The 23830-nt window shown below is 67.5% G+C and carries 22 protein-coding genes, 2 pseudogenes and 1 riboswitch; of the genes and pseudogenes, 15 read left to right on the top strand and 9 right to left on the bottom strand.

Annotated features, from left to right (window positions below; translation table 11 throughout):
* Window positions 1–79: 79 nt before the first annotated feature.
* Genes REH65_RS05120 through REH65_RS05100 form a run of 5 tightly spaced genes read left to right on the top strand, consistent with a single transcriptional unit; the run spans window position 80 to window position 4145 of the window.
* A complete protein-coding gene (locus tag REH65_RS05120; protein WP_406691481.1) occupies window positions 80–1249 on the top strand; it encodes an acyl-CoA dehydrogenase family protein in 1170 nt (389 codons plus the stop codon).
* Window positions 1249–2235 (top strand): s-methyl-5-thioribose-1-phosphate isomerase, encoded by a 987-nt coding sequence (locus REH65_RS05115; protein WP_406691480.1) that lies wholly within the window; start codon window positions 1249–1251, stop codon window positions 2233–2235. Before REH65_RS05120 ends, REH65_RS05115 begins: the two co-directional genes overlap by 1 nt.
* Window positions 2232–2963 (top strand): acireductone synthase, encoded by a 732-nt coding sequence (mtnC, locus tag REH65_RS05110; protein WP_406691479.1) that lies wholly within the window; start codon window positions 2232–2234, stop codon window positions 2961–2963. The genes REH65_RS05115 and mtnC overlap by 4 nt, the downstream gene beginning before the upstream one ends.
* Window positions 2956–3573 (top strand): methylthioribulose 1-phosphate dehydratase, encoded by a 618-nt coding sequence (mtnB, locus tag REH65_RS05105; protein WP_406691478.1) that lies wholly within the window; start codon window positions 2956–2958, stop codon window positions 3571–3573. The genes mtnC and mtnB overlap by 8 nt, the downstream gene beginning before the upstream one ends.
* Window positions 3573–4145, top strand: coding sequence for an acireductone dioxygenase (locus REH65_RS05100; protein WP_093423241.1), 573 nt, complete (start codon window positions 3573–3575; stop codon window positions 4143–4145). The genes mtnB and REH65_RS05100 overlap by 1 nt, the downstream gene beginning before the upstream one ends.
* Before the next feature lie 113 nt (window positions 4146–4258).
* On the opposite strand, the gene REH65_RS05095 is transcribed toward REH65_RS05100, so the two are convergent.
* Window positions 4259–4825 carry a GNAT family N-acetyltransferase gene (locus tag REH65_RS05095; RefSeq protein WP_245776153.1) on the bottom strand — a complete coding sequence of 189 codons (567 nt, stop codon included), beginning with the start codon at window positions 4823–4825 and terminating at the stop codon, window positions 4259–4261.
* Window positions 4826–4923: 98 nt separating this feature from the next.
* A riboswitch (cobalamin riboswitch) is annotated at window positions 4924–5099 on the top strand.
* 253 nt (window positions 5100–5352) lie between these two features.
* On the opposite strand from REH65_RS05095, the gene REH65_RS05090 reads away from it, so the two are divergent.
* The 8 genes and pseudogenes from REH65_RS05090 to REH65_RS05055 all read left to right on the top strand — a co-directional run.
* Window positions 5353–6081, top strand: coding sequence for a Rossmann-like domain-containing protein (locus REH65_RS05090; protein WP_245776134.1), 729 nt, complete (start codon window positions 5353–5355; stop codon window positions 6079–6081).
* A complete protein-coding gene (locus tag REH65_RS05085; protein ID WP_245776135.1) occupies window positions 6078–7208 on the top strand; it encodes a PLP-dependent cysteine synthase family protein in 1131 nt (376 codons plus the stop codon). The genes REH65_RS05090 and REH65_RS05085 overlap by 4 nt, the downstream gene beginning before the upstream one ends.
* Window positions 7205–8482, top strand: a complete 1278-nt coding sequence (locus REH65_RS05080) for an MFS transporter (protein WP_093423244.1) — start codon at window positions 7205–7207, stop codon at window positions 8480–8482. The genes REH65_RS05085 and REH65_RS05080 overlap by 4 nt, the downstream gene beginning before the upstream one ends.
* Window positions 8479–10017 carry an ABC transporter substrate-binding protein gene (locus REH65_RS05075; protein ID WP_406691477.1) on the top strand — a complete coding sequence of 513 codons (1539 nt, stop codon included), beginning with the start codon at window positions 8479–8481 and terminating at the stop codon, window positions 10015–10017. Before REH65_RS05080 ends, REH65_RS05075 begins: the two co-directional genes overlap by 4 nt.
* A complete protein-coding gene (locus tag REH65_RS05070) occupies window positions 10017–10964 on the top strand; it encodes an ABC transporter permease (RefSeq protein ID WP_093423250.1) in 948 nt (315 codons plus the stop codon). Before REH65_RS05075 ends, REH65_RS05070 begins: the two co-directional genes overlap by 1 nt.
* A complete protein-coding gene (locus REH65_RS05065) occupies window positions 10961–11767 on the top strand; it encodes an ABC transporter permease subunit (RefSeq protein ID WP_245776136.1) in 807 nt (268 codons plus the stop codon). Before REH65_RS05070 ends, REH65_RS05065 begins: the two co-directional genes overlap by 4 nt.
* Complete coding sequence (locus tag REH65_RS05060; RefSeq protein WP_175548272.1) at window positions 11764–13341, top strand: ABC transporter ATP-binding protein; 1578 nt, start codon at window positions 11764–11766, stop codon at window positions 13339–13341. The genes REH65_RS05065 and REH65_RS05060 overlap by 4 nt, the downstream gene beginning before the upstream one ends.
* 142 nt (window positions 13342–13483) lie before the next feature.
* A pseudogene (locus REH65_RS05055) lies at window positions 13484–13666 on the top strand (hypothetical protein); the annotation flags it as partial.
* Between the two features lie 193 nt (window positions 13667–13859).
* Here the strand turns inward: REH65_RS05055 and REH65_RS05050 are convergent.
* The 6 genes and pseudogenes from REH65_RS05050 to REH65_RS05025 form a co-directional block, all read right to left on the bottom strand.
* On the bottom strand, window positions 13860–14534 hold the full coding sequence (locus tag REH65_RS05050; RefSeq protein ID WP_093423255.1) for a carbonic anhydrase: 675 nt from the start codon (window positions 14532–14534) through the stop codon (window positions 13860–13862).
* Between the two features lie 108 nt (window positions 14535–14642).
* Complete coding sequence (locus tag REH65_RS05045; RefSeq protein WP_406691476.1) at window positions 14643–15284, bottom strand: SulP family inorganic anion transporter; 642 nt, start codon at window positions 15282–15284, stop codon at window positions 14643–14645.
* A gap of 182 nt (window positions 15285–15466) precedes the next feature.
* Window positions 15467–15856, bottom strand: a pseudogene (locus REH65_RS05040) (SulP family inorganic anion transporter); the annotation flags it as partial.
* A 534-nt stretch (window positions 15857–16390) separates the two neighbouring features.
* Window positions 16391–17668 carry an MFS transporter gene (locus REH65_RS05035; protein ID WP_217649842.1) on the bottom strand — a complete coding sequence of 426 codons (1278 nt, stop codon included), beginning with the start codon at window positions 17666–17668 and terminating at the stop codon, window positions 16391–16393.
* A gap of 44 nt (window positions 17669–17712) precedes the next feature.
* Complete coding sequence (locus REH65_RS05030; protein WP_093423261.1) at window positions 17713–18933, bottom strand: acyl-CoA dehydrogenase family protein; 1221 nt, start codon at window positions 18931–18933, stop codon at window positions 17713–17715.
* 30 nt (window positions 18934–18963) lie between these two features.
* Complete coding sequence (locus tag REH65_RS05025; protein ID WP_175548274.1) at window positions 18964–20337, bottom strand: type I 3-dehydroquinate dehydratase; 1374 nt, start codon at window positions 20335–20337, stop codon at window positions 18964–18966.
* A gap of 1046 nt (window positions 20338–21383) precedes the next feature.
* Between REH65_RS05025 and REH65_RS05020 the strand changes: the two genes are divergently transcribed.
* Entirely contained in the window at window positions 21384–21944 is a 561-nt protein-coding gene (locus REH65_RS05020) for a Chromate resistance protein ChrB (RefSeq protein ID WP_093423268.1), read from the top strand.
* A 146-nt stretch (window positions 21945–22090) separates the two neighbouring features.
* Here the strand turns inward: REH65_RS05020 and REH65_RS05015 are convergent, their stop codons facing one another.
* On the bottom strand, window positions 22091–22237 hold the full coding sequence (locus tag REH65_RS05015; protein WP_175548275.1) for a hypothetical protein: 147 nt from the start codon (window positions 22235–22237) through the stop codon (window positions 22091–22093).
* Window position 22238: 1 nt separating this feature from the next.
* Window positions 22239–22451: a hypothetical protein gene (locus tag REH65_RS05010; protein WP_093423271.1), complete on the bottom strand. Its 213-nt coding sequence runs from the start codon at window positions 22449–22451 to the stop codon at window positions 22239–22241.
* A gap of 352 nt (window positions 22452–22803) precedes the next feature.
* Here REH65_RS05010 and REH65_RS05005 point away from each other — a divergent pair, with 352 nt between their 5' ends.
* Window positions 22804–23808, top strand: coding sequence for an ABC transporter substrate-binding protein (locus REH65_RS05005; protein WP_406691475.1), 1005 nt, complete (start codon window positions 22804–22806; stop codon window positions 23806–23808).
* The last annotated feature ends 22 nt before the right edge of the window (window positions 23809–23830 follow it).

Genomic DNA, 23830 nt, shown 5'->3' with positions numbered 1-23830 from the left:
AATGATTTTCAACAACCGATGACCGTCGCTAGCATCGAAGGAACTGGCTGCGGTGGTGCTGCCGAGTGAGGGAGTCGTGGTGAGCGAGGACTGGAAGGTCGTTGCCGAGAAGCTGGCGGCGGATTTGCGGGCCGACGCGGTGGAGCGGGAGCGCATCGGTGCCGAGCCGTTCAACGAGGTCGACCGGCTCCGCAAGTCAGGTCTGCTGACGCTGCTCGTTCCGAGCGAACGCGGCGGTTGGGGAGCCGGCTGGTCGGCGGTCAACGAGGTGACGCGGATCGTGGCCGCCGCTGACGCTTCGGTCGGGCACCTGCTCGGGTACCACTTCCTGCAGCTGTGGCGAACGAGGTTGTTCGACCGGCCCGACGAGCTCGAGCGCCTGGAGCGCGCCACGACGACGGAGAACTGGTTCTGGGCCGGAGTGAGCAACCCCCTGGACGCGGCGCTGCAGCTCACGCCTGTGCCGGGCGGGTTGCGCGTGGACGGGACCAAGACCTTCGCGACCGGAACGAGCGTCGCCGACCGGCTCGTGGTCAGCGGCGTGCGGACCGACACCGAGGCGAAGGTGACGTTCACGATCGACGCCCGCGCCGACGGGATCTCCTACCCGGACGGCTGGGACAACCTCGGCCAGCGGCTCACCGCCAGCGGTGCCATCACCTTCAACGAGGCGTACATCTCCGACGGCGAGGTGCTGGGCGCCACCGATGACGAGGCCCCGGGAGCGGTGCTGAGGTCGTTGGCGGCCTTGGGCTTTCAGCTGATGCTCACCCAGGTCGCGGTCGGCATCGCCGAGGGCGCCTTGGCCGAGGCCGCCGACTACACCCGCACCCGCAGCCGCGGCTGGACTCCGTCCGGTGTCGCCGCCGCGGTCGAGGATCCCTACGCGCTGGCCGGGTACGGCGAGTGGGCGGCACGAACCCGGGCGGCACGTGCCCTGGCCGACGAGGCGGCCGCGCAGCTGTGGTCGGCGTTCGAAGCGGGTGTGGATCTGGGTGCCGAGCAGCGCGGTGAGGCCGCGGTCGCGATCGCCTCGGCGAAGATCGTCGCCAGCCGGCTTGCGACCGAGGTCGCCTCGGGGGTCTTCGAGTTCACCGGTGCGCGTTCGACGTCGAACGCGGTGGGACTGGACCGCTTCTGGCGCAACGCCCGCACTTTGACGCTTCACGACCCGGTGTCGCACAAGGCGCGGGAGGTGGGCGATCACGTCCTCACCGGTGCCTACCCGACTCCCTCGGGGTACAGCTGATGGACCTGCCGGTGCTGGCCGACAGCGTGCGGATCGCCGACGACGGAGTGTACGTCCTGGACCGTCGCGTGTTCCCACAGCGCCGCGAGTGGGTGCGGTGCGCGACGGTGGAGGACGTCGCGCAGGCGATCGAGGACATGGTCACCCAGTCCTCCGGGCCTTACTTCGCCGCGCTGTGGGGCATGGTGCTCGCCGCGCGCGAGGCCGAGGGCGATGCGAATCCCCGTGCTCTGATGGACAAGGCGGGCGCGCGCCTGGTGTCGACCCGGCCGACCAACAACCACTTGCGCAAGGCGGTCGACCGGGTGCTGTCGCGGGTCGACGAGAACGACCTGGTGGCCTCGGCGACCGAGGGCGCGCGGTGGGGCGAGCAGGTCTACCGCGACAGCAGTCGCGTCCTCGGCGAGCACACCGCCGCGCTGCTGCCCGACGAGGGCTGCGTGCTGACGCACTGCTGGGCGGACCTGTACCTGGTGGAGCTGGTGCGCGCGGCGCACGAGCGGGGGAAGCGGGTGCGGTTCGCCTGCACCGAAACCCGCCCGTACACGCAGGGCGCGCGGCTGACCGCGGCGACGCTGGCCGAGATGGGAGTCGACACGACGCTGATCACCGACTCGATGGGGGCCGCACTGCTGGCCTCCGGCGAGGTGGACGCGCTGGTGACCGCTGCCGATCGGGTCACGATGGACGGTCACGTGATCAACAAGATCGGTACGCTCGGGCTGGCGGTCGCCGCGCACGCCTTCGACGTGCCGTTCCACGCGATGGTGCAGGCGCCGGACGCCTCGGCGCCGAGTGCCGGGGACGTGCCGATCGAGCACCGCGACGGCACCGAGGTGCTGGCCGCCGCTGGGGTGTCCGAACCGGGAATCCGCGGCTGGTACCCGGCTTTCGACGTGACACCACTGCGATTCGTGACCACCGTGGTCACCGACCGAGGCCCGTTCGGGCCGCACGAGCTGGACAGGTACGAGGAGGAGTTGTGACGAAGCCCGGCGAGCAGATCGCCGTCGAGTGGGTGGTCCTCGACATCGAGGGCACGCTCACCGCGACCAGCCAGGTGCACGTGGTGCTCTACGACTACGCGCGGCCGAGGCTGGGGCCGTGGATCGATGAGCACCCCGACGACCCGGTGGTGATCGGAGCGGTCGAGGACATCCGCGCCCGCGCGGAGCTCGCGGAGACCGCCTCCACCGACGAGATCGTGTCGGTGCTGCACGGCTGGATGGACGCCGACGAGAAGGTCCCGCCGCTCAAGACGTTGCAGGGCCTGATCTGGGAGCACGGTTACGCGGTCGGCGATCTGACGACGACGCTGTTCAGTGACGTGGCGCCGACGCTGCGGTCGTGGCGGGAGGCGGGTTTGCGGCTCGCGGTGTTCTCGTCGGGTTCGGCGGCCGGGCAGGTCGCGTCGTTCTCGCGCACCACCGACGGCGACCTGACCGGTCTGTTCGAGGGTCGGCACTTCGACACGACCAACGCGGGCCCGAAGCGCGAGGAGCCGTCGTACCGGGCGATCGCGGAGGCGCTGGGGGCCGAGCCGGGGCGGATCGTGTTCTTCTCCGACGTGCCCGCCGAACTCGACGCGGCCGCCGCGGCCGGCTGGCGCACGGTCGGCCTGGCCCGTCCCGGTGAGCCGTTCGCCGACGCCGACTTCGGCCCGCACCGCGCGGTGAAGGAGCTGCCGGAGGTCGAGGTGGTGCCCGGTGGGTGACGAGGTGATCGAGATCGGGGCGCGCTTGGCGACCGAGTCCGCGCGCTACGCCGCGATGGGCTGGATGCGCGGCACGTCGGGAAACCTCTCGGAGGTGCTGTCCCGGGATCCGCTGCGCCTGGTGGTGACCGCCAGCGGCGGCGACAAGGGCGAGCTGACCGAGCACGACGCGGTGGTCGTGGACGAGCACGGCATCGCCGTCGACGGCGGCAAGCCCTCGGCCGAGGCGGGCCTGCACGCCCGGATCGCGTCGGTGTCGGGCGCGGGTGCGGTGGTCCACGTGCACGCGCCGGCCCCGGTGCTGGCCGCCGAGCGCTGGCCGGACGGTGTCGTCCTGCGGGACCTGGAGATGCTCAAGGGCTTCGGCCGCGCCGCCCACGACGACGTCGTGACGATCCCGGTGATCGGCAACGGCCAGGACATGACGGTGCTGGGGGATGCGTTCGAACGCGGCTTCCGCGCGGACACGCCTGCGCTGCTGGTCGCGCGGCACGGGGTCTACGTCTGGGGCGAGGACCTGCTCGAGGCTCGCCACCGGCTCGAATGCCTGGAGTGGTTGCTCCGGTTCGCCACGGCCACCAGCATGAACGTTGTTGAAGGGAGTGCGTGATGACGCTGTTGACGGTGTGGGCCGACGACGCCCCCGACGAGGTGCTGCTGCGGTCCACCGACGGCGAGGAGATCGCCGCCGAGCTCAAGGAGCTGGGCGTCCGGTTCGAGCGCTGGCCGCTGGTGGACCTGCCGGCCGAGCCGACATGTGACGAGGTGCTCGAGGCGTACTCGGACCAGGTGCAGCGCGTCGTGGACACCGAGGGCTACGTGCTCGTGGACGCGATGAGCATGATCCCGGAGGGCACGCCGGAGTGGGCGGAGAAGGCGGCCGTGGCTCGCGAGAAGTTCCTCTCCGAGCACACCCACGACGACGATGAGGATCGCTTCTTCGCCCGCGGCGCAGGCGTGTTCTACCTCCACGTCGGCGACCGCGTGTACGCGGTGCTGTGCGAAGCGGGCGACCTGATCAGCGTCCCCGCCCACACGACCCACTGGTTCGACATGGGCACTCGCCCGGACTACGTCTCGGTCCGCTTCTTCCACGACGAGGACGGCTGGGTCGGCAACTTCACCGGCAGCCGCCTCGCCGACTCCTTCCCTGACTTCGACACCTTGATCGCCTCGAAGTAGTCCACAGGATCGGAGCTGCGCGCGGCGACCACGGCAAGGATGTGAACGGTGTGGTGGGCGCCGGGGAACCCCGATCCGTTGATGCCGGGGGGTACCAGTAGCGAGAGCGCAGGTCACGTGCCGGTCGTGGCTGGTGGTACCGGGATCTCGAAGTGGATGGTCGGGCTGTACTGGCTGTGGTTCCGCGCGTCGTAGATCTCCTTGGCCACGCTGCGCCAGAAGGGTTCTGCGCCTTCGATCGCCGGATTGGTGTGCAGGTAGATCGTGTCATAACGCCCGGTTTCGGCGATGAACTCGCATGACTGCTCCACCAGGGCACGGGCGAGCCCGTTCCTTCGGTGTTCGGGATTGACGTAGGTGCGGAACAGCTGGGCGGTACCGGGTGTGCCGTAGCGGTCGGCGATCCACTTCGGGTGTGGTGGATTCTTCGGCCCACTGGCGCGGACAGCGGCCGTCCCGACGACTTCGTCACCAAGCGTGGCGACGAACAGTGCTTGGCCTGGTGTGTGGAAGTAGGTTCGTTCGAGGTCGATCACGTCGGCGTGCCACTCGGCAACGTATCCGTGGCCCATGACCCAGTAGAAGGTGTTCAACATCAGCGTCCGAGCATTGTCGATGTCTTCTCTGCGGGCGCGTCGCACCTCGTAATCCCCGAGCACGCGGACTTTCTCCTGCAGCATTTCCACCTCCACATGTTCAAATGAACAGATCATCATTGTTGCTAGATCTGTGCAATAGATATCACTTGGCGATTGACTGCGCGCGGTTCCTGCTGCGATGTTGGTTCGAACATCCATGTGACGGCGTGGAGGAAGCCGGTGTGAATCCGGCACGGTCCCGCCACTGTGAGTGAGGAGTCGTCTTCGTTCGAGCCACTGCCGAGTGTCCGGTGGGAAGGCTGAAGGCGACGTCGATCCACGAGTCAGGAGACTCGCGTCGTCACGCCGATTCGTACGGGGTCGCGGAGCCCCGGAGGAGGTCACCGGTGCGTCCGGATCAGTGGGTCGTCGTGTCATTTTCGGGCCTGTCGAGGGCTCGTCTCGTTGCTGTCCGCATCGCATAGGGCCATGCGCTTCGTGGCCGTTCCTCTTGCGATGTGGAGACAACTGTGTCTGTGAGTTTTCCTTTTCCGCGGCAGCGCGCTCATTCGGCGTTGGAACGCGTGATCGGTGATCGGGACGGGAAATCCGTCGAGGCGAAGACATCGGTGGCTTTCCTGACCGTGCAGGCGGCGCAGCACGTGGGGCGCCGCAGCGGTTATGTGAACGCGGTGCTGAGCGTGCGGGTGGGCTCAGCGGTGGGCTCCTGCGCGGTCGAGCCCGGTGAGATCGACGACGAGGTCGTGCGCGAAATCGTCGGGGCCGATTTGGCCGAGCTGCTGCGGCACCCCGTGACGGCGGTGCGGGTGGCCGCGCTGGACGCCTGCCTGGGGGATGCGGTGCCGCACGCGCGGCACCCGCGGGCGCGCTCGGTGCGAGTGCCCGCGGGGACCTCGCTGGAGAAGTCCACGGCGCGTGCCCGTGCTGTGGCTGAGCTGGTCGAAGTGCCGGCAGGCGGGCGGGTCGCCGTGGTCGGGGTGGTCAACTCGCTTCTGGCGGCACTGCGCGAACGCGGGATCGACTACGTGCCCTGCGATCTCAAGGGCGGCGTGACGGAGTGGGAGGAACCCGTCCTCACCGATCACCAGCGCGCGATCGACGGTGCCGACGCGGTGCTCGCGTCCGGAATGGTGCTCGGCAACGGCACGTTCGACTCCATCGCCGCGCTGTGCCGGTCGCGGGAGCTGCCGTTGGTGATGTTCGCCCAGAGCGGGAGCGCGGTGTTCCGCGAGATGCTGGGCGAGGAGATCACGGGGCTGTCGGCCGAGCCGTACCCGTTCTTCTGGCTCAGCGGCGGCGACACCGACGTCCACCTCTACCGAGGGGGTCTAGGGTGATCCCGCTGCAGCAGGGCGCCGCCGACGGTGTCGCGGGTGGCAGGAAGTGCGAGTCGTTGCTCGATCTCATCGGCGACACCCCAGTGCTGCGCGTGGCGACACCGCTTCCGCGACCGCACCCGGGGTTCTGGGCGAAGCTGGAGTCGGTCGGTCCGGCGACCATGAAAGCCCGTGCTGCGCTGTCGATGCTGCGCGGCGCCCGCGAGCGCGGTGAGCTCCGCACCGGGGCTGCGGTGGTCGAGTCCAGCAGCGGCACCCTCGCCGTGGGACTGGCGTTCGTGGGCTCGGCGCTGGGACATCCGGTGGTCATCGTTGCCGACTCCGAGCTCGACGAGATGACCCGGCGGTTGTTGCGCGCCTACGGCGCCCGCGTGGAGATCGTCCCGCAACCACATCCGGTCGGTGGGTGGCAGCGGGCACGGCTGGACCGGGTGCACGAGCTGTTGGCGGAGATTCCCGGCGCCTACTGGCCGGATCAGTACAACAACCCGGACAACCCAGCGGGCTATCGGGAGATGGGCCGCGAACTCACCGTGCAGTTCGACGAGCTCGACGCGGTGGTGTGCAGCGTGGGAACCGGTGGTCACAGCGCGGGCATCGCCTCGGTGGTGCGCAAGCGGTGGCCCGGAGTGCGCGTCGTGGGCGTCGACTCGCCGAGGTCGAGCCTGTTCGGCCAAGTGCCCGGGCATCGCCTGATGCGCGGGCTGGGAAGCAGCATCCACCCGGGCAACGTCGCCTACGACCAGTTCGACGAGGTGCACTGGGTGGGGCCTGCCGAGGCGGCCGACGCGTGCCGCAGGCTGGCCGCGCGCAGCTTCGTCAGCGGTGGCTGGAGCACGGGTTCGACCGCGATGGTCGCCGCGTGGTGCGCGCGGGAACTCGATTCGGATCGGGTCGTGGCGGTCTTCCCCGACGGTCCGGACCGGTACTGGGAGTCCATCTACGACGACGACTTCTGCCGGCACCACGACTTGGTCGCACGCGCCGCCATGCCCTCCACCGTGGACCACCCGCGCGAGGCCGTGGGCCGGCGGTGGGCGCGGTGCCGCACCGTGGCTGATCCGTGCTGCCGACGAGCCACCTCGGGGCAGTGGTGCCCGGTGTGCGAGGAGGGCGCGACATCATGACGAGCAAGGGAGCTTTCCTGCGGTTGTCCACGCCCGCGCGGTTGCTGGTGGTCAACCAGTTCGGGATCAACGTCGGCTTCTACATGCTGCTGCCGTTCCTCGCCTCCTACATGAGCCACGACCTCGGCTACGGCGCGGCCGTGGTCGGACTCGTGCTCGGAGTGCGGAACTTGAGCCAGCAGGGCATGTTCCTCGTGGGAGGAACCGCCGCCGACCGGATCGGCTGCCGGCCGATGATCATCCTCGGTTGCGCGCTGCGGGTGGTGGCCTTCGGCCTGTTCGCCTTGCTCACCTCGCTGCCGGGCCTGGTCCTGGCCGTGGTGCTGACCGGACTGGCCGGGGCTCTGTTCAACCCCGCCGTGCGGACCTACCTGATGCACGAGGCGGGCGAGCACCGGGCGGAAGCGTTCTCGGTGTTCAACGTGTTCGCCCACGCCGGGACCCTGGTCGGGCCGCTGCTCGGCGCGTTGCTGCTGAGCATCGACTTCCGCGCGGTCGCGCTGGTGGCCTGCCTGGCCTTCGCCGCGCTCACCGCCGCGCAGATCGCGGTGCTGCCGCACCGGGAAGTCGAACCGCAGGGCAGCAGCGTGCTCGGCAGCTGGCGGGAAGTCGTGACCAACCGACGTTTCCTGGCGTTCACGTTGTCGCTGTCGGCCTACTTCGGCCTCTACAACCAGCTCTACCTGACGATTCCGCTGGAAGCCCAGCGCGTGTCGGGGCTGTCGTGGGCGATCGCGGTGGTGTTCGTGGTCTCCACCGTGATCGGAGTCTTCGGCCAGGTGCGGATCACGAACTGGTGCCGTGGGCGCTGGTCGTCGGGGCGCTCGACGGCGGTCGGGTTGGCGTGCATGGGGTGCTCGTTCGTCCCGCTGATGGTGGCCGGGCCGCTGCTGCCCACGCGCGAGGTGGGCGAGACCGGCCAGAGCTGGGTGCTGCTGCCGGTGATCGTGACGACCGTGCTGTTCACCGTCGGCCAGGCGATCACGAACCCGTTCGCGATGGAGTTGCTGCCGATCGTGGGCAGCGAGCGGCTCGCGGGGACCTACTACGGCTTCTACTACCTGGTGTCGAGCCTGGTTGCGGCCGGTGTCAGCTGGCTCGTCGGAGCGATGCTCGACGCGTTTTCCTCGCCGGGGCTGCGCTGGTTGCCGTGGCTGGTGCTGTGCGCGGTGGGTCTGGCCGGTGCGGCGGGCACCGCCGTGATGCACCGGCGAGGCCTGCTGACGCGGAATCCGGCACCGTGCCGGAACGATGAGAGGAAGGCAGGAGCATGAGCGAAACCGGCAAGCGCCCACTGTGGAGTCGTCGGAGGATGCTGACCACGGCGCTGGGTGCCGCGGCAGCTCTGCCGCTGGCCGGGTGCGCCGGTGCGGGAGCAGGGGGCGGCGGTCGGCTTCGAGCGGCGTTCCCGACGTCGGGCGCCAAGGAATCGCTGGATCCTCACACCAGCTCGCTGTTCGTCGACCAGGCCCGGGCCAAAGCGCTATTCGACACGCTGGTCGCCTACGCAGACGACATGAGCGTCGTGCCGCGCCTGGCCGAATCGTGGGAGCCCGACGGGACGGGCACCCGGTGGCTGATCCGGCTGCGCCAGGCCAGGTTCCACGACGGCCGGCCGGTGACGGCCGAGGACGTGCTCTACAGCTTCCGCCGCATCACCGACCCGGCCACCTCGGCGGCTGCGGCCAAGCAATTCGTTGGCGTGAACTTCGCCGTCAGCCGCGCTCGCTCGGCCACCGAGCTCGAAGTGGTGCTCAACAGCCCCAACTTCGAGTTCCCGTCGGCGTGGGGCGCGCCAGGCGCCGAGATCGTCCCGGCGGGCACGACCGACTTCCACGCCCCGGTGGGATCGGGACCGTTCCGCTTCGTGGACTTCCAACCGGGCGCGAGCGCGGTGTTCGCGCGTTTCGACGGTCACTGGTCCGGCGCCCCGACGCTGCCGGAACTGGAGTTCGTGCCGATCAACGAGGACTCGGCCCGCGTGGCGGCGCTGCTGTCCGGTCAGGTGCACTATGCCCACGACATCGGCGCGAACGCTGCGCGCCAACTCGAAGCCGATCAGCGGGCCCAGCTGCTCTCGGCCGAGCGCAGTACCATGCAGGCGGTCGCGTTCAAGGTCGACCGGGCACCGTTCCGCGACCCTCGCGTGCTGCACGCGGTCCTGCGCGGCGTGGACCGCCGGGCGCTCGTCGACGTCGCTCTCAGCGGCAAGGGCGACGTGGGCAACGATCTGTTCGGCAAAGGACTGCGCCACTATGCTGAGAACGTGGCGCAGCGACCGCGCGACGTCGACCGCGCGAGGGCGCTGCTGCGCGACGCGGGTGCCGAGGGCTTGGCGTTCGATCTGCTGACCAGCGGCGCCGACCCGTACTTCGAGCCGGCGGCGATGCTGATCGCCCAGCAGCTCGGCGACATCGGCATCCGAGTCACCCCGCAGGTGCGCCCTTCGGAGACGTACTTCTCCGACATCAAGGAACAGGGCGTGGCCGCGCACACCAGGACCGCGGCCCTGCCGGTGGCGGCATTCCTCGGACAACGGATGACCAGCGGCAGCGGGACCAACAACTACACCCACTTCCAGTCGCCCGAGTTCGACGCGCTGTTCAGCACGGCGCTGGCCACCGCCGACGAAGGAGAGCGGGCGCGGCTGCTCTCCCAGGCCCAGCAGCTCGCGCACGAGCGCAGCGGGCTGATGGTGTGGGGCTTCAGCAACTGGAACGTCGCGGTCACCGGCGACGTCCGGGGCTTGCGGGCGGCCACGCCGAACTCCCTGGACTGGGCCCGGTTCGACCGCGCCGAGCTGGGTTGATGCCGAAGTTTGCGATCAGGCGGCTGGCCACGGGACTCCTGCAAGTCGTCGCGGTCGTCACCGGCGTGTTCGTGCTGACTACCTGGCTGCCGGGCGACACAGCGGTGGTCGTGCTGGGCGAGAACGCCACCGAACAGCAACTGGCGGCACTGCGCGACCAGCTCGGCCTGGACCGCCCCTGGCCGGAGCGGTTCCTCGACTGGGTCGCAGGCCTGGCCCGAGGTGATCTGGGGACGTCGCTGCTCACCGGGCAATCGGTGAGCGAGCAGCTCGGTCGAGAACTGATGAGCACCACGATGCTGGCCATGCTGACGCTGCTGGTCGTGCTGCCGCTGGCGGTGCTGATCGGGGTGCTCAGCGGGGTGCGGATGGGATCGCGCACCGACCGGGCGCTGACCTCGGCGATTGTCGTGCTCGACGCCATTCCGGAGTTCGCCCTGGGCATGGTGCTGGTCGCCCTGTTCGGACTGCAGCTCGGCTGGTTGCCCGCCACCGCGGCCGGGCTGTCGGGTCTCTGGCTGGCCGAGGAGCCGGCGGTGTTGGTGCTGCCGGTCACCGTGCTGGTGTGCAAGCAGTTGTGCGCGCCGACGCGGCAGATCCGGATCGGAGTGGCAGAAGCGGTCGAGGCCGGATACGCGACGCACCTGCGAATGCTCGGTGTGCCGGAACGGACGGTGCTGATGCGTCACGTGCTGCCCAACGGACTCGCACCGGCTGTCCAGCAGCTCGCCCGAACCGTGGACGGCCTGCTCGGTGGTGTTGTCGTGGTGGAGGCGTTGTTCGGGCTCACCGGGGTGGGATCGGGATTCGTCGACGCCGTCAAAGCCCGCGACCTTCCCGTGGTGCAGGGGTATGCGCTGGTGTTCGTGCTCACGACCGTCCTGGTCAACATCGCCGCCGATGTGGCGGCACGTCGGCTGATTCCGCAGCGGGAGGTGGTGGTGTGACCACGACGAACCTCCTGCGCGCCGTGACGGGATGGCTGCTGCTCGGTATTCCGCTGTGCCTGGCCCTGCTGGGGCCGGTGTTCGCCGGGACCACCCGGTCGGAAGCCGGTCCGCTGCTGTCACCGGACTCGGCACACCTGCTGGGGACCGACGCGCTCGGCCGGGACGTGCTCGCGCTGGTGCTCTCCGGTGGGCGCACGGTCGTCGTGCTCACCGGGGCGGCGCTGGCGCTGGCCTATCTCGCGGGCGTCCCACTGGCCTTGGTGATGGTCGGCCAGGCGCGGCAGTGGATCGACCAGGCATTGCTGCACGGGCTGGACGTGCTGCTCGCGCTGCCTGGCCTTCTCGTTCTGCTGGTGCTGGCCGCGACCGGCAGGCAGAGCGCGGCGAGCCTGGTCGTGGCGGTCGCCGTGCTGCAGCTCCCGGCGATCGTGCGACTGGCGCGCAGCGCCGCCCTGGCCCCGGGTTGTCGCACGGTCGTGGAAACCATGGTCCTGCAAGGCGAACCGTGGTGGCGGATTCACCTATGGCACACCGGCCGTGCAGTGCTCGGTCCGGTGGCAGTGGACGCGGGCAGCCGACTGATCCTGGTGTTGCAGCTGATGGCGTCGGCTAACTTCCTCGGCTTGGGTCTGCCCGCCTCGGCCAGCGATTGGGCAGTCCTGGTGGAACGCAATCGCGAAGCCCTGTTCCTACAACCGCTCGCCGTGGTCGCGCCCGCGTTGTTGCTGGTCGCTCTGTGCACCGGCGCCAACCTCGTGGTCGACCGCACGGCAGCGAAACGAAGCGAGGTCGCGGCGTGAGCGAACCCATCCTCGTCGTGCGCGGGCTCCGCGCCGCCGCGGGTGACCACTTGTTGCTGAATACCGTCGACCTGGACCTGAGACCGGGCACCGTGCTGGCGGTCATCGGCGAGTCGGGCAGCGGCAAGACCACGCTCGGACTGGCGTTGCAAGGCGAATCCCTACCCGGCGTCGCTCTTTCCGGCAGCGTCCGGCTGCACGACACCGAACTTCTGGGCTGCACGGATGCGCAGCGGCGCCGCGTGCGTGCCGGGAAGACCGCGGTGTTGCCGCAGCACCCGGCCGGTGTGCTCAACCCGATGCGGCGCGTTGGCACCGTGCTGCGCGAGCTAGCAGCACTACGTCACGCGGATCGCCGCACACGTGACCACGCCGTTCGGGACGCGATGACGGCAGCCCAGCTGAACCCGGAAGCAGGCCTCCAGCGCCGCTACCCGCACCAACTGTCGGGAGGCCAGCAGCAACGCTTCGCGCTCGCCCAAGCACTGATCACCCAACCCGGCATCGTCGTCCTCGACGAACCCACCACGGGTGCCGATACCATCACCACATCCGAAACCGCCGACATGTTGGCAGCTCTCGCGGCCAACGGGACGGCGTTGGTGCTGCTCACCCACGACCTGGCACTGACCCGCAGGATCGCGCACCACACGCTCGTCTTGCACGGCGGCCGGATCGTCGAACACGGGACAGCCACGCGATCGCTGCCCGCGCCTACCCACGCCCACATCAGAAAGCTCCCGGCAGCGGAGCGACACCTGTCCGCCAATGCCGACGTCACTCGGGCCGGTCCTGAGCCTGTGCTGCGTGTTGACAACATCGGTCGTCGGGCAAAGAACGGCACGCCTCTGATCAGCGGCGTGGATCTGACCGTGCACTCCGGCTGGTGCGCCGCGATAATCGGGCGGTCCGGAGCAGGAAAGACGACCCTGGCCCGCTGCCTGGCCGGGCTGACCCGTCCGGACACCGGCCGGATCCTCCTCGGCGACGTCGAACTGGCCCCGACGGCACGTCGACGACCTCGCGAACACCGCCGCCACGTGCAGTACATCCACCAAGACAACCGCGCCGCGTTCGACACGCGGAGTCCAGTGGTGCACCAGGTCGCCAGAACCGCGGAACTCCTGAGAGGCCTTTCCCGCCCGGACGCACTCCGGGAGGCCGGAGACGCGCTGGCCACACTCGGGCTGGAGTCGGCGCACACTCTGAGGCGCCCCTCCGGGCTCTCTGGCGGTCAGCTCCAGCGCGCGGCCCTGGCGCGCGCACTGCTGGCCCGCCCATCGGTGCTGATCTGCGACGAGATCACCTCATCGCAGGACGTGGTCAACCAGTCCGACCTGCTGCGCGTACTGGCTACCGTGAAAGCAACGTGTCACACCAGCATCGTGCTGATCAGCCACGATTTCACCGCGGTGTCCGCGCTGGCTGACGAGGTGCATCTCATGCAGGGCGGTCGCCTCGTCGAATCGACCACACCACGTGAGTTGTTCAACGCCCCGCGATCCGAGTTGGCATCCAACTTGGTTGCAGCGGACCGGAAACTCCGCCGGGGTCAGCACGTGACGGACGGCTGATCCACGGCACGCGACGGGATGGTCCAGCTTGCCAGGAGTGTGAACCTTTCCGCGGTGGGGCTGTCCTCGTCTGCACTGTAGGCCGTGATGGACAGCCTGTCTCCGCCGGGCATCTCCAATGTCGGCGGCGCCTGTCGGCCAACGAAAAGACGTCAACACAGCACATGCCCGACTACGTGGCCCGGGAGAACGCGCGAACGCCCAGCTCAAGTCCTGGAATATCCTGCGCAAGATTCGTTCCAGCCCACGACAGACGACCAGGCTCGTCAACGCCATCCGCAGCGTTATTCATGCAGGCTGTGCCAAAGTGGAAAACGTTCACTGATGGCTGCTTCCGATCCTATCGGACCATGATTTGGGGCTTTCCGTGAAAGCGGGGGAACCTCACCTGGCGGGATCGGATCAAGCAGGCCCACTTCGGCCGTGGCCAAAGGGGGCGTAAGTACCGAGGAGCGAGCTGCACCGTGAGTAGGAGGGGCCCGGGACCTGGGGTGCGGGCCCACGGTGGCGAGTTGGGGTCAGTCGTCCGCGTTAGCGGTGGTGAGCTGACGAGGAGTCAGCTGGCCGGTCGGGGTGAACTGACCGGTGGCTTCATCGAGAAACTGGACTTCGGCGGCGCCGATGTCGAAGTACATCCCGGTCAGCTGAAGAGCGCCGTTGTCCACCCGTTCCCGCACTCCGGGGTAGGTGAGCAGGTTGTCCAGTTGCTGGGCAACGTTGGCCCGACATAGGTTCTCGTGCGACATCGACCCGTGCTCGTCGTTGCTTGTGGTGTCGACGCGGTATCGGGCCAGGGTGTGGGTGCCATGTTGGAGCCATGCGTCCAGACCGGTAGTGGGACTGTTTTCGCCGTGGCCGTCCATGAGCGCGCGAATGGCTCCGCATCCGGAGTGGCCGCAGACCGTGATGTCGGTGACTTCCAGCACCTCGGTGGCATATTCGATGGCAGCGGCTACGGAGTGGTCGATTCCCATGGTGGTGGGGTCGACGTGGTGCTGTGGCACGAGGTTGCCGACGTTGCGCACGATGAACAGATCGCCAGAACCGCTGGTGGTGATCAGGTGGGGCACGATGCGGGAGTCCGCACAGGTGATGAACAGCTGCGAGGGTGCCTGCCCGCCGGCCAAATCTTCGAAGAGGCCGCGGAGTTTGGGTGCCACGGTGCGCTGGAACTCGTCAACGCCCGCGAGCATCTGCTGTCCCGGTGACGTCTCGGATTGCTGGGTCGGACGGGGCAGGAAGGCTGGCTTGGCCGGGGTGGATTTGGGTCCACCTGCGCCGTGTTCGGAGGCGTTGTGGTATCAGGCTTCGTGGATCTCATCGATGTCGACCTTGCCGCCAAGACGCTCCTGGGCCGTGCGCCAGTTGTGCAGCGCGTCGAAGGCGGCGTGGTCGAGGAAGTCCACAGCCAGGTCAACGTCCACGCTTGACCCGGCCGGGATCTGGGCCAGAGCGCGGGACAGCTTGGGCACCACGGCGAAGGTCAACGAACCTTCGACTACCACGTGCCACCGCTCGCCCTTATGCTCGGTGCGGACCGTACACCGCGTGAGCCGGAACAACGTGAACGCCACCGCTGTTCCGAGGCCCAGTAGCACACCGTCCATGAGGTTCAGGCAGACGACCCCCAGTGCCGTAATCAGATACAGCGGCAGCTCCCGATGACGCTGCAGCGCACGGATTTCTTTGATTTTGATCAGTTTGAGGCCGATCATCACCAGCAAGGCCGCCAGCACCGCAGTCGGAATCTGGCGGAGGAGTCTGGCGGCTAGCAACACGAACAAGATGACCCAAACACCGTGCAGAATCGTCGACACACGACTGCGGGCGCCAGCGGCCACGTTGGTGGAACTGCGCACGATGACACCGGTGATCGGTAGACCGCTGAGGCCACCGGAGACCCTGTCCCACCATCTCGCGGTTGAGGTCGGCGCGCGGACCATCGTGCATCCGGTCCACCGCGATCGCCGAGACCAGCGATTCGATGCTCGCGATCAGAGCCATGGTCACTACGGCCAACGCGATGCTGCCCCAATTCCCACTCGGGAAAGGCGGGTAGAACGTGGTCGTTCAACAGGTCATCGGGAAGGTTCACCCTGGGCACATCCAGCCCTGCGACCCAGGCCGTGGCGGTGGCCAACACCACCGCGATCAGCTGCGAGGGCACGGAGCTGACCTGTCGCGGCAATCGCGGCCAGACCAGCAGCACGCCGACGGTGAGAACGCCCAGTCCCAAGGCAGTTGGGTTCACCTGTGCCAGCTGGCCCGGCAGCGAGGCCAGGCTTTCCGGGGCCGAAGTGTGCGGCTGCCCGCCGAACACCACATGGATTTGTGCCAGGACGATCACGATGCCAATACCGGCGAGCATCCCCTGCACGACCGCCGGTGAAATCGCCAACGCAACCCGGGCAACTTTGGACATGCCCAGCAAGATCTGCAGCAGGCCAGCGCCAATCTCAATGGGCACATCGGGCGTCCGATGAACCTCGTGTCGATCCTCACACGCGCGATCCATACACGAGTGTTCCTCAACGATTACGAAAAGGGCCTGAATAACGCTGTCAGAATGTACGTGATCAAGACCGTAAAAGGATTAGTCGGGACTACCCTGAGTATCGGGATGCTTGGGAAAGGCCGAGTAGAGAATGCAGGAGCGCGAGCGGAGATCGACACCGATGGGAAGTGAGGCATCCTGTGGCCGATCAGCTCACCACCTGGCTACGCACAATCGTCCCGCCACTTGGTCCGCGGTCATCACCGCGCTCGCCACCGCCGGCGCTCCCCGCCTGGCTCACCAACTCGCTCGGCCATACCGGGCCACGCTCGTCGTGTTGCTCGTGCTCGCCACGGTCTACGCCCTGTTGCGCTGGGGGGACCGCGGCCTCCCGTACCGATCGCGAATCTACTGCTTGGAACCGCGGCCAAGCCGAAAGACCCTGGCCACGCAGGCACGTGACGTGAATCCTGTGTGGGTCTGGCGGGGCGGCCAACACCGCGCCAGCCGTGCACTCTCTCAGCAAAGACACAACCTAGATCACTGCTGTTCTTGCTAAGCGTGGTGCCTGCGCGCGGGTGGTCTGGTCGTGCATGCCGCTGCGATAACTAGCAGCGGTAGAGAGCACAAGACGGCCAGTGCGCATTGGTAGGAGTCGAACCACGTTCTGCCGAGTGCGAGAACGAGTGGGCCGAGTGCGGAAGCGCCGATGATGACCGAGTGCACGACGCCGCGTAAAGCTCCGAGATGGTGGGGGCCGAAGCGGTCGATGAAGACCACCGCCTTGAGCGTGCGCACCCCGCCGGTGCAGGCACCGAGTGCCAATCCGTATCCGATGGCCGCCCAGCCAGGTCGCACCCACGCTGCGCTGATCGTGGTGAGCGCGAGGATCGCCATGATGGCGATGGTGAGCGCGCGGTCACTGATGTGATCGGATAGCCACCCCACGAGGAAGCTGGCGAACAGTCCGGCGATCAGCTGCGGGATGAAGTTCGCGGCAGCTTCGGCGACGTCTAGCCCACGTTCACCCAGCAGGGAAACTTGGTGGAAGGTCAACGCGGTCGTCACCAGGCTGCACACGCCCGCACCGCTGATGACGACCCAGAACACCGCTGTCCGGCTCACGCGCCGGAGAGTCCAGTCGGCAGTGGCGAGCGCTGGCCCGGCTTCGACCGTGCTGAGGCTCGCAGTAGCGTCCTCCTCTGCGCGCACGCGCCGCGGCAGGACCAGCAGCGCGGCCGGTACGGTGAGCGCGAGGACGGCGCAGCCTTCCAACTGCCAGGCGGTGCGCCAGCCGAGCTCGCCGATGAGCCGCTCGAGGACCAATGGAGCCAGCGAGATAGCGGAGGTGCCGATCGCCGAGACGACGCCCGTCGCGAAGCCCTTGCGCTGCTGTACGTAGACCGCGACGGTGGTGGTGGCCACGAGGCTCAGCGCTCCCTGCCCGCCGATGCGGATGCCAACGAAGGCCGCGGTCAGGCCCACGATTTCGGTAGCGGTGCCGGCCGCCAGCAGGATACTGCCGAAGCAACATCCGATGACGGCCATAACCCGGCGCGGTCCGAAACGATCGAGCCCCTTTCCCAGCAGCGGCATCGCCACCGCGCCCGCCAGCGAGCCGATCAGATAGGCCGTGGCCACCGACGAACGAGACACGTGCAGGGATGTGATGAGCGGGTCGACGAACACCGAGATGCCCGCGGTCTGCCCAGGAGCCGTCATGGCTAACGCCACCGAAGCCGAGGTAATCACCCTTCGGCGGTAACTCCGCGTGGAACCCCCGCGGCCTGCTTTCGCCCCCTCCGACATGAACCGATCGAAGGTGATCGACACGAGCGCTCCTTTTCAAGTGTGCGGAAGTGCGCGACCGGATTCGGTCAGGGTTTGAAGAACGAGGAGTCGTGGGTCTGTCCGAGTGCTGCCCGTCCGATCGTCGCGAGGATGTGATCGTTGTTGTCGTGACGCGCGTAGAAGGTGAGATCGCGCAGGATGCGTTCCACGGGGCTGGGCCGAACCAGGCTGCGGGCTCCGCAGGCGCGGACGCAGTGGTCCACCGTGTCCAGCGCTAGATGTTCGACGAGGTGGCGGGCGCGGTTACCGGCGCGTTGCGCTTCGAGGCGACGACCGCTGTCCCAAAGCTGGGCCACGTGGGCCAGCCAGAGGTGCGCGGTTTCGATGTTGACCGCCATAGACCCGACACGATGCTGGACGTAGGGGTCGGCGGTCTTGTCTTGCCGGAGAAGGTATTCGAGCGCGTAGGCGTAGGCGCCTTCGGCGGCGCCGAGGAAGCTGGCCGCGTAGTGGGGAGTGAAGGCACTCTGCCAGCCCTCGTGCAGGTAGGCGCCCGGTGTCCCGATCAGGTTCTCCTCGGGCAGGAAGGTCTGGTTGAACTCGACCACGTGGCTCGCGGTGGCTCGCATGCCGATCGGGTCCCACCACGAATCGTCAACGGTGACCGCAGGGTCGGAGAGGTCGCACGCCAGCAGGAGCAGCCCCTCGGCCGGGCCGTCCGAATGGCGGGCGCCACCCGGCCCGGCGGTGTTGACCAGCAGAATGGCCCAGTCCGCACCCGTCGCGCTGGTGGCGAAGGCCTTGGCCCCGTCCAGGACCCATCCACCGTCGACAGCGGTGATGCTCGTGCCGAAACTATTGCCCTCACCGGGCTTTCGCGCCTGCGGCTCCCCGCTCCAGGCGACCCACTTCTCGCCGCCGCGCACGATTCCGTCGAACCAGCGAGCTTGTTGCTGGTCGGAGGCCAGCGCGTTGAGGAGCACCAGCGAGTTGGTGTGCCCTTCCCAGCATCGGCCGAGCGAGAGGTTCGCTTTGGCCAGCTCCTTGGTCATCAGCCACAGCGGGAGCGTGTCACCGTTCAGCGGCCCGAGCCCCAGCCCGCCATGCTCGCTGGGAACTGTGGCAGCGTTCAGGCCGGCGGCGGCCAAATCGTCGAAGTCCTTGCTGGGAAACACCGCTAACCGGTCGTATTCGTCCGCTCGCTCGGCGCAAGCTTCGGCTACTTCTCCGACGCGCCCGAGCAGTTCCCGATTTCGAGAGCTGAGACCTTGCAGCCACGTTGGTTCCAAGGTGTCGTCGATGAGCACGCGAATTCCTTTCTGTCTGAGTTCGAGGAGTCAGCAACGTGGAGATCCGTCGCGCGGGGACTTTCGCCCAGACTTCAGTAGCGCGCGGGTCTGTTCGGTGGGGATGTGCTGACCGGTCATGAAGTGGAACTGGCAACTGGCGTCGGCGAGGAGCACGTCCCACCCGTCGACGACGGTGAGTCCGCGCTCGCGCGCCGCGCTGCTGACCGCGGTCTCGCCCGGGGCGTAAACCATGTCGACAACGACCGCGTCGTCCGCAAGGTCATCCATGTGAAAAGGAACCCGCTCGGTCACAGGTGTCGCATGCACGAGGAGCGAAAATCCATCCGCGCGGAACTCGTCCAGAGGTATGAACTCAAAGCCGAGCGTCTCGGCGACTGACCGCCCCCGATGGTGATCACGGTTGACGAGCACGGGATCGGCGCCGCAGTCGGCGAGCGCGAGGGCGGCAGCGCGCCCGGCACCACCGCATCCGATCACAGCGGCCTTGCGGCCAGACACGGGTGCATCGATGCTGGCAAGGGCTCTGCTAATCGCGGGACTGTTAGAGGTGTCGGCGTGCCAGGTCTTCCCTCGTCGGACAAGCGAGTTCGCCGACCCGGAACTGTCCGCCGCGGGACTGGCCGTGCGAGCCGTGGCCAGGGCCGACTCCTTGTGCGGGGCCACGACAGTGGCCGCCCGCAGCGGAAGACCGAGCTCAGTCAAGCCAGACTCAGCGACTTCTCGCCAGAAGCCCCCGAAATCCTCGACCTGAAACGGCAAGTACAGCGCGGGGATACCGAGCGCGCGATAGCCGGCGTTGTGCGCACGGGGCGACACCGATGCCAAAACCGAACGGCCGACGATGCCGTAGACAGTGCTCAATGGGCGTAGCCGGGGGAAGCCGTAGTCGGCCACCAGCTGGTCGACAGTGGGCACCTCGGCGTCATTACCATCCAACCCACCAAACACGACGGGGGCACCGAGCCAGGGAGCCAGCAGGCGGCTCCAGAACCCGGCGGCGCCGGTGCCGAACGCGGTGACGTCCGGCCGCCCGATTTCGCCGAGGAACCGCAGCGGCGCCAAGGCTTGCTCAGGCCGCGATACGGCCGTCGTGAGCACATAAAGCCCAGCTCCCACGGCGGCCATGCGGTCGAAGTGCTGGTGCAGCAAGCCGTGTTCGGCGGCGGTTCCGTGCCAGGAAATGCGACGTTGCGTCACCGGAATCCGCTCCAGCAACTCCGGGACCAGGTCGTGCTCGGCCTCCAGATCGACCACGTCGTAGTGCTCGGACGCGGCCAGCAGCCGGGCGCATCGTTGCTGCGACGACCCCTCGAAGGCACCACCGTGCTCACGGCTGCGAAGACAGTACACGAGACAACCATCGAAACGATCCCGCAACCAGGAAGTGTCTACCTCACCCACGAGATCAGCCCGAACCTCAACCAGATCTGGTTCGTGCCGTAGCGCGTCCCACTCGAAGTCACCGTGAGACAGTGGCCTGGTCAACCCCGCGTTAATCGCAGCGCTGTCCCACTTCTCTGTACCAACGTGGATCAACGTAGCCTCCCGGCATGCGTGTTGCAGAATGGCAATTGGAGACTTCTCAGCACACACACGAAGCGCACCGATGCTGTCGATGAATCGCCGACCAAACCATGGCGTCGGTGCCGAAAGGCGTGCTTCAGTTACGCGTTTGAATCGCGTGCTAAGCGGTGTTAATGACGGCGTCGAGGATCAGGAATCCGACCAGCGCTACTCCGAGGACGGGCATGGCCCACACGTGGAGACCGGCGGCCAGCACAACTGCGCACAGCGTCGTTCTCGGCAGTTCGCGCCATACCCGCGGTGATGTGGGCGGCCACCGCGCATCGCATTGACGTTCTGCGGGGTGAACTCGTTATCCAGACCCGTGAGGCACATGACGACCAGGAACGGCGCGATTGCGAAACCGGCCAGGAAGTGCACGCATCGAGCGAGGACGGCTCGAAACGCGGCTTCGCTGCACCCGAAAGGCCAGCGGGACGGACCTCCCGCGTGTGCTGTGGCTCCTCGTCCGGAAGTGGTCGGCCGATGGTAAACGTCACCATGAGACTCCCAAGGTAGACGGTCAAGAGGAGAAACCAAATCGACATCAAGAATCGCGAGCTGCGATGCCGAGCTGCGTGGTGGTCGCATTCACCGAGTTCGCAGATCGTTCTGCAGCGAAAATGTTGACGCAGAGTCCCGCGAGCATCAATGACCCGGCAACGAAAGGTGTTTGATGCGTGACCGTCGGATCGTCCCGTTGAACGGACGGAGTCTCCGCCAGGCCGGAGCACATAAGTGAAAGTCCCGTTCGAACGCCGAGGGCGTCTCGCCGGTTCTGTTTGAATCCTAACTGCGGTTAGCTTGTCGGTGCAACTTCGATGGCCTTGTGAACTCGCGACCGATGCATGACGGCGCCGACCGCATGATGGCAAGCTGATGGCGTGACCGAGGACTCCGCTGACCGTGAAAACACTCCGCCAGGGTGGCTACTACTCATCTACCGAGTCCCGCGCGAACCGACCCGGCTGCGCGCGAGCGTATGGCGGAGGCTCAAGACCATCGGCGCGGTCTACCTGCAGAACTCCGTCGCAGTGCTGCCCGAGTCGACGTCCCACGAACGCGCGCTGCGCTCCTTGCGCAAGGACATCGGGGAGCTCGGCGGCACGGCCCAGTTGATGCGTTGCGAGGTTCTGGGCGGCATGGGCGAGGTCGTCGCGACCTACAACGCCAAGCGCAACGAGGAGTACCAGGAGATCATCGACCGGTGCCACGGTTTCCAGGCCGAGATAGACAAGGAGACCGCCGCCGAAAAATTCACCTACGCGGAACTGGAGGAGAACGACGAAGACCTCACTAAGCTGCGAGGCTGGTTCGACAAGGTCCGCCTCCGGGACTCGCTCGGTGCCGACCGCCGGACCGCTGCCGAGGAGGCGCTGCAGGCCTGCGTCGCAGCGCTCGACGTCTTCGCCGATCAAGTCTACCTCGCCGAGGACAGCCAGTGACCACAGGAAGCGCCCGGAGACAGTTTGGGCAGCGTCTTTCCTACCTTCGTTGCTCCCCCACGCTGCACACGCCGGAGACCATCTGCACGGTGTCCCCGACCATCCGCGCACCATGAAACGCGATCTCACGGAACGCGTCCCAGGCGTCACCGCCCAGCCGCCTTCGGAGTTGCCACGGGCTTGAGGTAGCTCTGCTCGGCCTGCTCGATGTTGGCCGAGGCCTCCCGGAGCCACTGGCAGGTCGCGGTGAAGTTCTCCGGGTGGCCCTTGAGCTCGGTGTCCAGTTCTTCCACGTCAGCGCCCGGCCTGCGCACTCTTGACGTTCAACGCTTCGTTGTAGTCGATCGTGTCGTACTCGGTGCGGCCATCCGCGACTGCGTCCCCCAGGCCGCCCGCGCCGGCGGCGACGTTGCCGACGCCCTCGCACAGGACAGCTTCGCCGACAAAAGCTCGGTCTCCCGCTCCACGATCTCCTGAGCGATGGCCGGCGGTGATGAACGTGGGCACGAAACGCGAATTTGCGCTCGTGTCACGGAGGAATGCTAACCGCCGTCATTTTTCATAGATAACCCTCGATCGTTCTCCGCGCTTTCGTGGACCGACACCTAAACTCCGCTCGTATCTCAAATCGACCCGGCGGTCACGCATCCCGTCCGTTTCGTCCTCGGGTCGTTGATACTCGCACGTCCCTCGCTCAAGGTTCCCGCAGAAGATCACGGGCATCGTGCGCTGGGAGTTGAACGGCATCGCGCGCCGGTCGGAAATCACCTCCGAAACCGTTCGGGCCGTTCACCGCCCGGCCCGTTTCCGGTGCCGGATGAGGATGCGGCGATCGCGTCCAGAACGGAGTCTGCTCGAGATGAGTCATCGCATCGGACATTGGGGAAAACGCGGTTGGGGGGCGATCTCCGCACTGGTGCTGAGCATCGTGCTGCTCGCCGGGTGCGCCACCGGCGGCGGAGGCGGAGAGGAAGCACCGGCGCCGACCCGAACGGTCGCGCATGACCTGGGTGCGAGCGCGGTCCCCGACAAGCCCCAGCGCATCGTGGCGCTCGAGTTCCCCTACGTGGACATGCTGGCGTCTCTCCGGGTGACCCCGGTCGGTGCGGTCGACGACGGCGATCCGGAGAACCTGATCCCCGAGGTGCGGAACCGGATCGGCAAGTGGGAGTCCGTCGGGTCCCGTTCGGAGCCGAACCTGGAGCAGATCGCGAGGCTCAAACCCGACCTGATCATCGCTGACAACGAACGCCACGCGGGGATCTACCACGAGCTGAGCGCGATCGCGCCCACGGTCGTGTTCACCGCCCGCTACGCCGGGTACGAGGAAACGCTGGACGTGGCTCGGAAGGTCGGCGACGCCATCAACAAGCCGGCGGAGATGAACGCGGAGATCACCCGCCTGAACGGTCGGCTGGACGAGTTCGCTCGAACCGCTCCCCAAGGTGGTGGACGCGATGCTCTGGCCGTCATCCCCCGGGATCACGGCACTGCGCAGGTTCTGGGAGAGGGGTCGTACGTGGCCGAAATCCTCCGCCGGGTGCGGGTGACGTACGCCCCGGAGGCGGCGGCCTACCCGGAGAACTCGGATTCGTCCTCGGTCGGGTTGGAAGGGCTGGCGCAGATCAACCCGGCCGTGCTGTTCGTCATGACCGACGCGAGGACCACGACGAAGGACTGGGAAGCGGCACCGGTGTGGCAGAACCTCAGCGCGGTCGCGGCCGGCGACGTCCACTCGGTGAATCGGGCCTTGTGGACCCGCTCCAGGGGACTCGTCTCCATGGAACTGATCGCCGAGGAGGCGACCAGGTTGCTCTACGAGCGAGCTCCGGCGAACGCCGGTCAACCGCAACAGCCGAACTAGTCGTCCCGGCCGGGCAGGATCA

Origin of the sequence: Saccharopolyspora sp. ID03-671 (assembly GCF_045278815.1) — a bacterium.
Classification (GTDB): Bacteria; Actinomycetota; Actinomycetes; order Mycobacteriales; family Pseudonocardiaceae; genus Saccharopolyspora; species Saccharopolyspora ipomoeae.
This window is presented reverse-complemented; position numbering and strand designations above follow the sequence as displayed.

What these genes read in the sequence shown, in the direction of transcription:
- REH65_RS05070 (WP_093423250.1), top strand. Translation starts at nt 10,017, where the DNA reads ATGCCGAAGTTTGCGATCAGGCGGCTGGCCACGGGACTCCTGCAAGTC.
- REH65_RS05100 (WP_093423241.1), top strand. Translation starts at nt 3,573, where the DNA reads ATGACGCTGTTGACGGTGTGGGCCGACGACGCCCCCGACGAGGTGCTG.
- REH65_RS05045 (WP_406691476.1), bottom strand. Translation starts at nt 15,284, where the DNA reads ATGGTCCGCGCGCCGACCTCAACCGCGAGATGGTGGGACAGGGTCTCC.
- REH65_RS05050 (WP_093423255.1), bottom strand. Translation starts at nt 14,534, where the DNA reads ATGCTCGCGGGCGTTGACGAGTTCCAGCGCACCGTGGCACCCAAACTC.
- REH65_RS05095 (WP_245776153.1), bottom strand. Translation starts at nt 4,825, where the DNA reads ATGCTGCAGGAGAAAGTCCGCGTGCTCGGGGATTACGAGGTGCGACGC.
- REH65_RS05115 (WP_406691480.1), top strand. Translation starts at nt 1,249, where the DNA reads ATGGACCTGCCGGTGCTGGCCGACAGCGTGCGGATCGCCGACGACGGA.
- REH65_RS05080 (WP_093423244.1), top strand. Translation starts at nt 7,205, where the DNA reads ATGACGAGCAAGGGAGCTTTCCTGCGGTTGTCCACGCCCGCGCGGTTG.
- REH65_RS05005 (WP_406691475.1), top strand. Translation starts at nt 22,804, where the DNA reads ATGAGTCATCGCATCGGACATTGGGGAAAACGCGGTTGGGGGGCGATC.
- REH65_RS05075 (WP_406691477.1), top strand. Translation starts at nt 8,479, where the DNA reads ATGAGCGAAACCGGCAAGCGCCCACTGTGGAGTCGTCGGAGGATGCTG.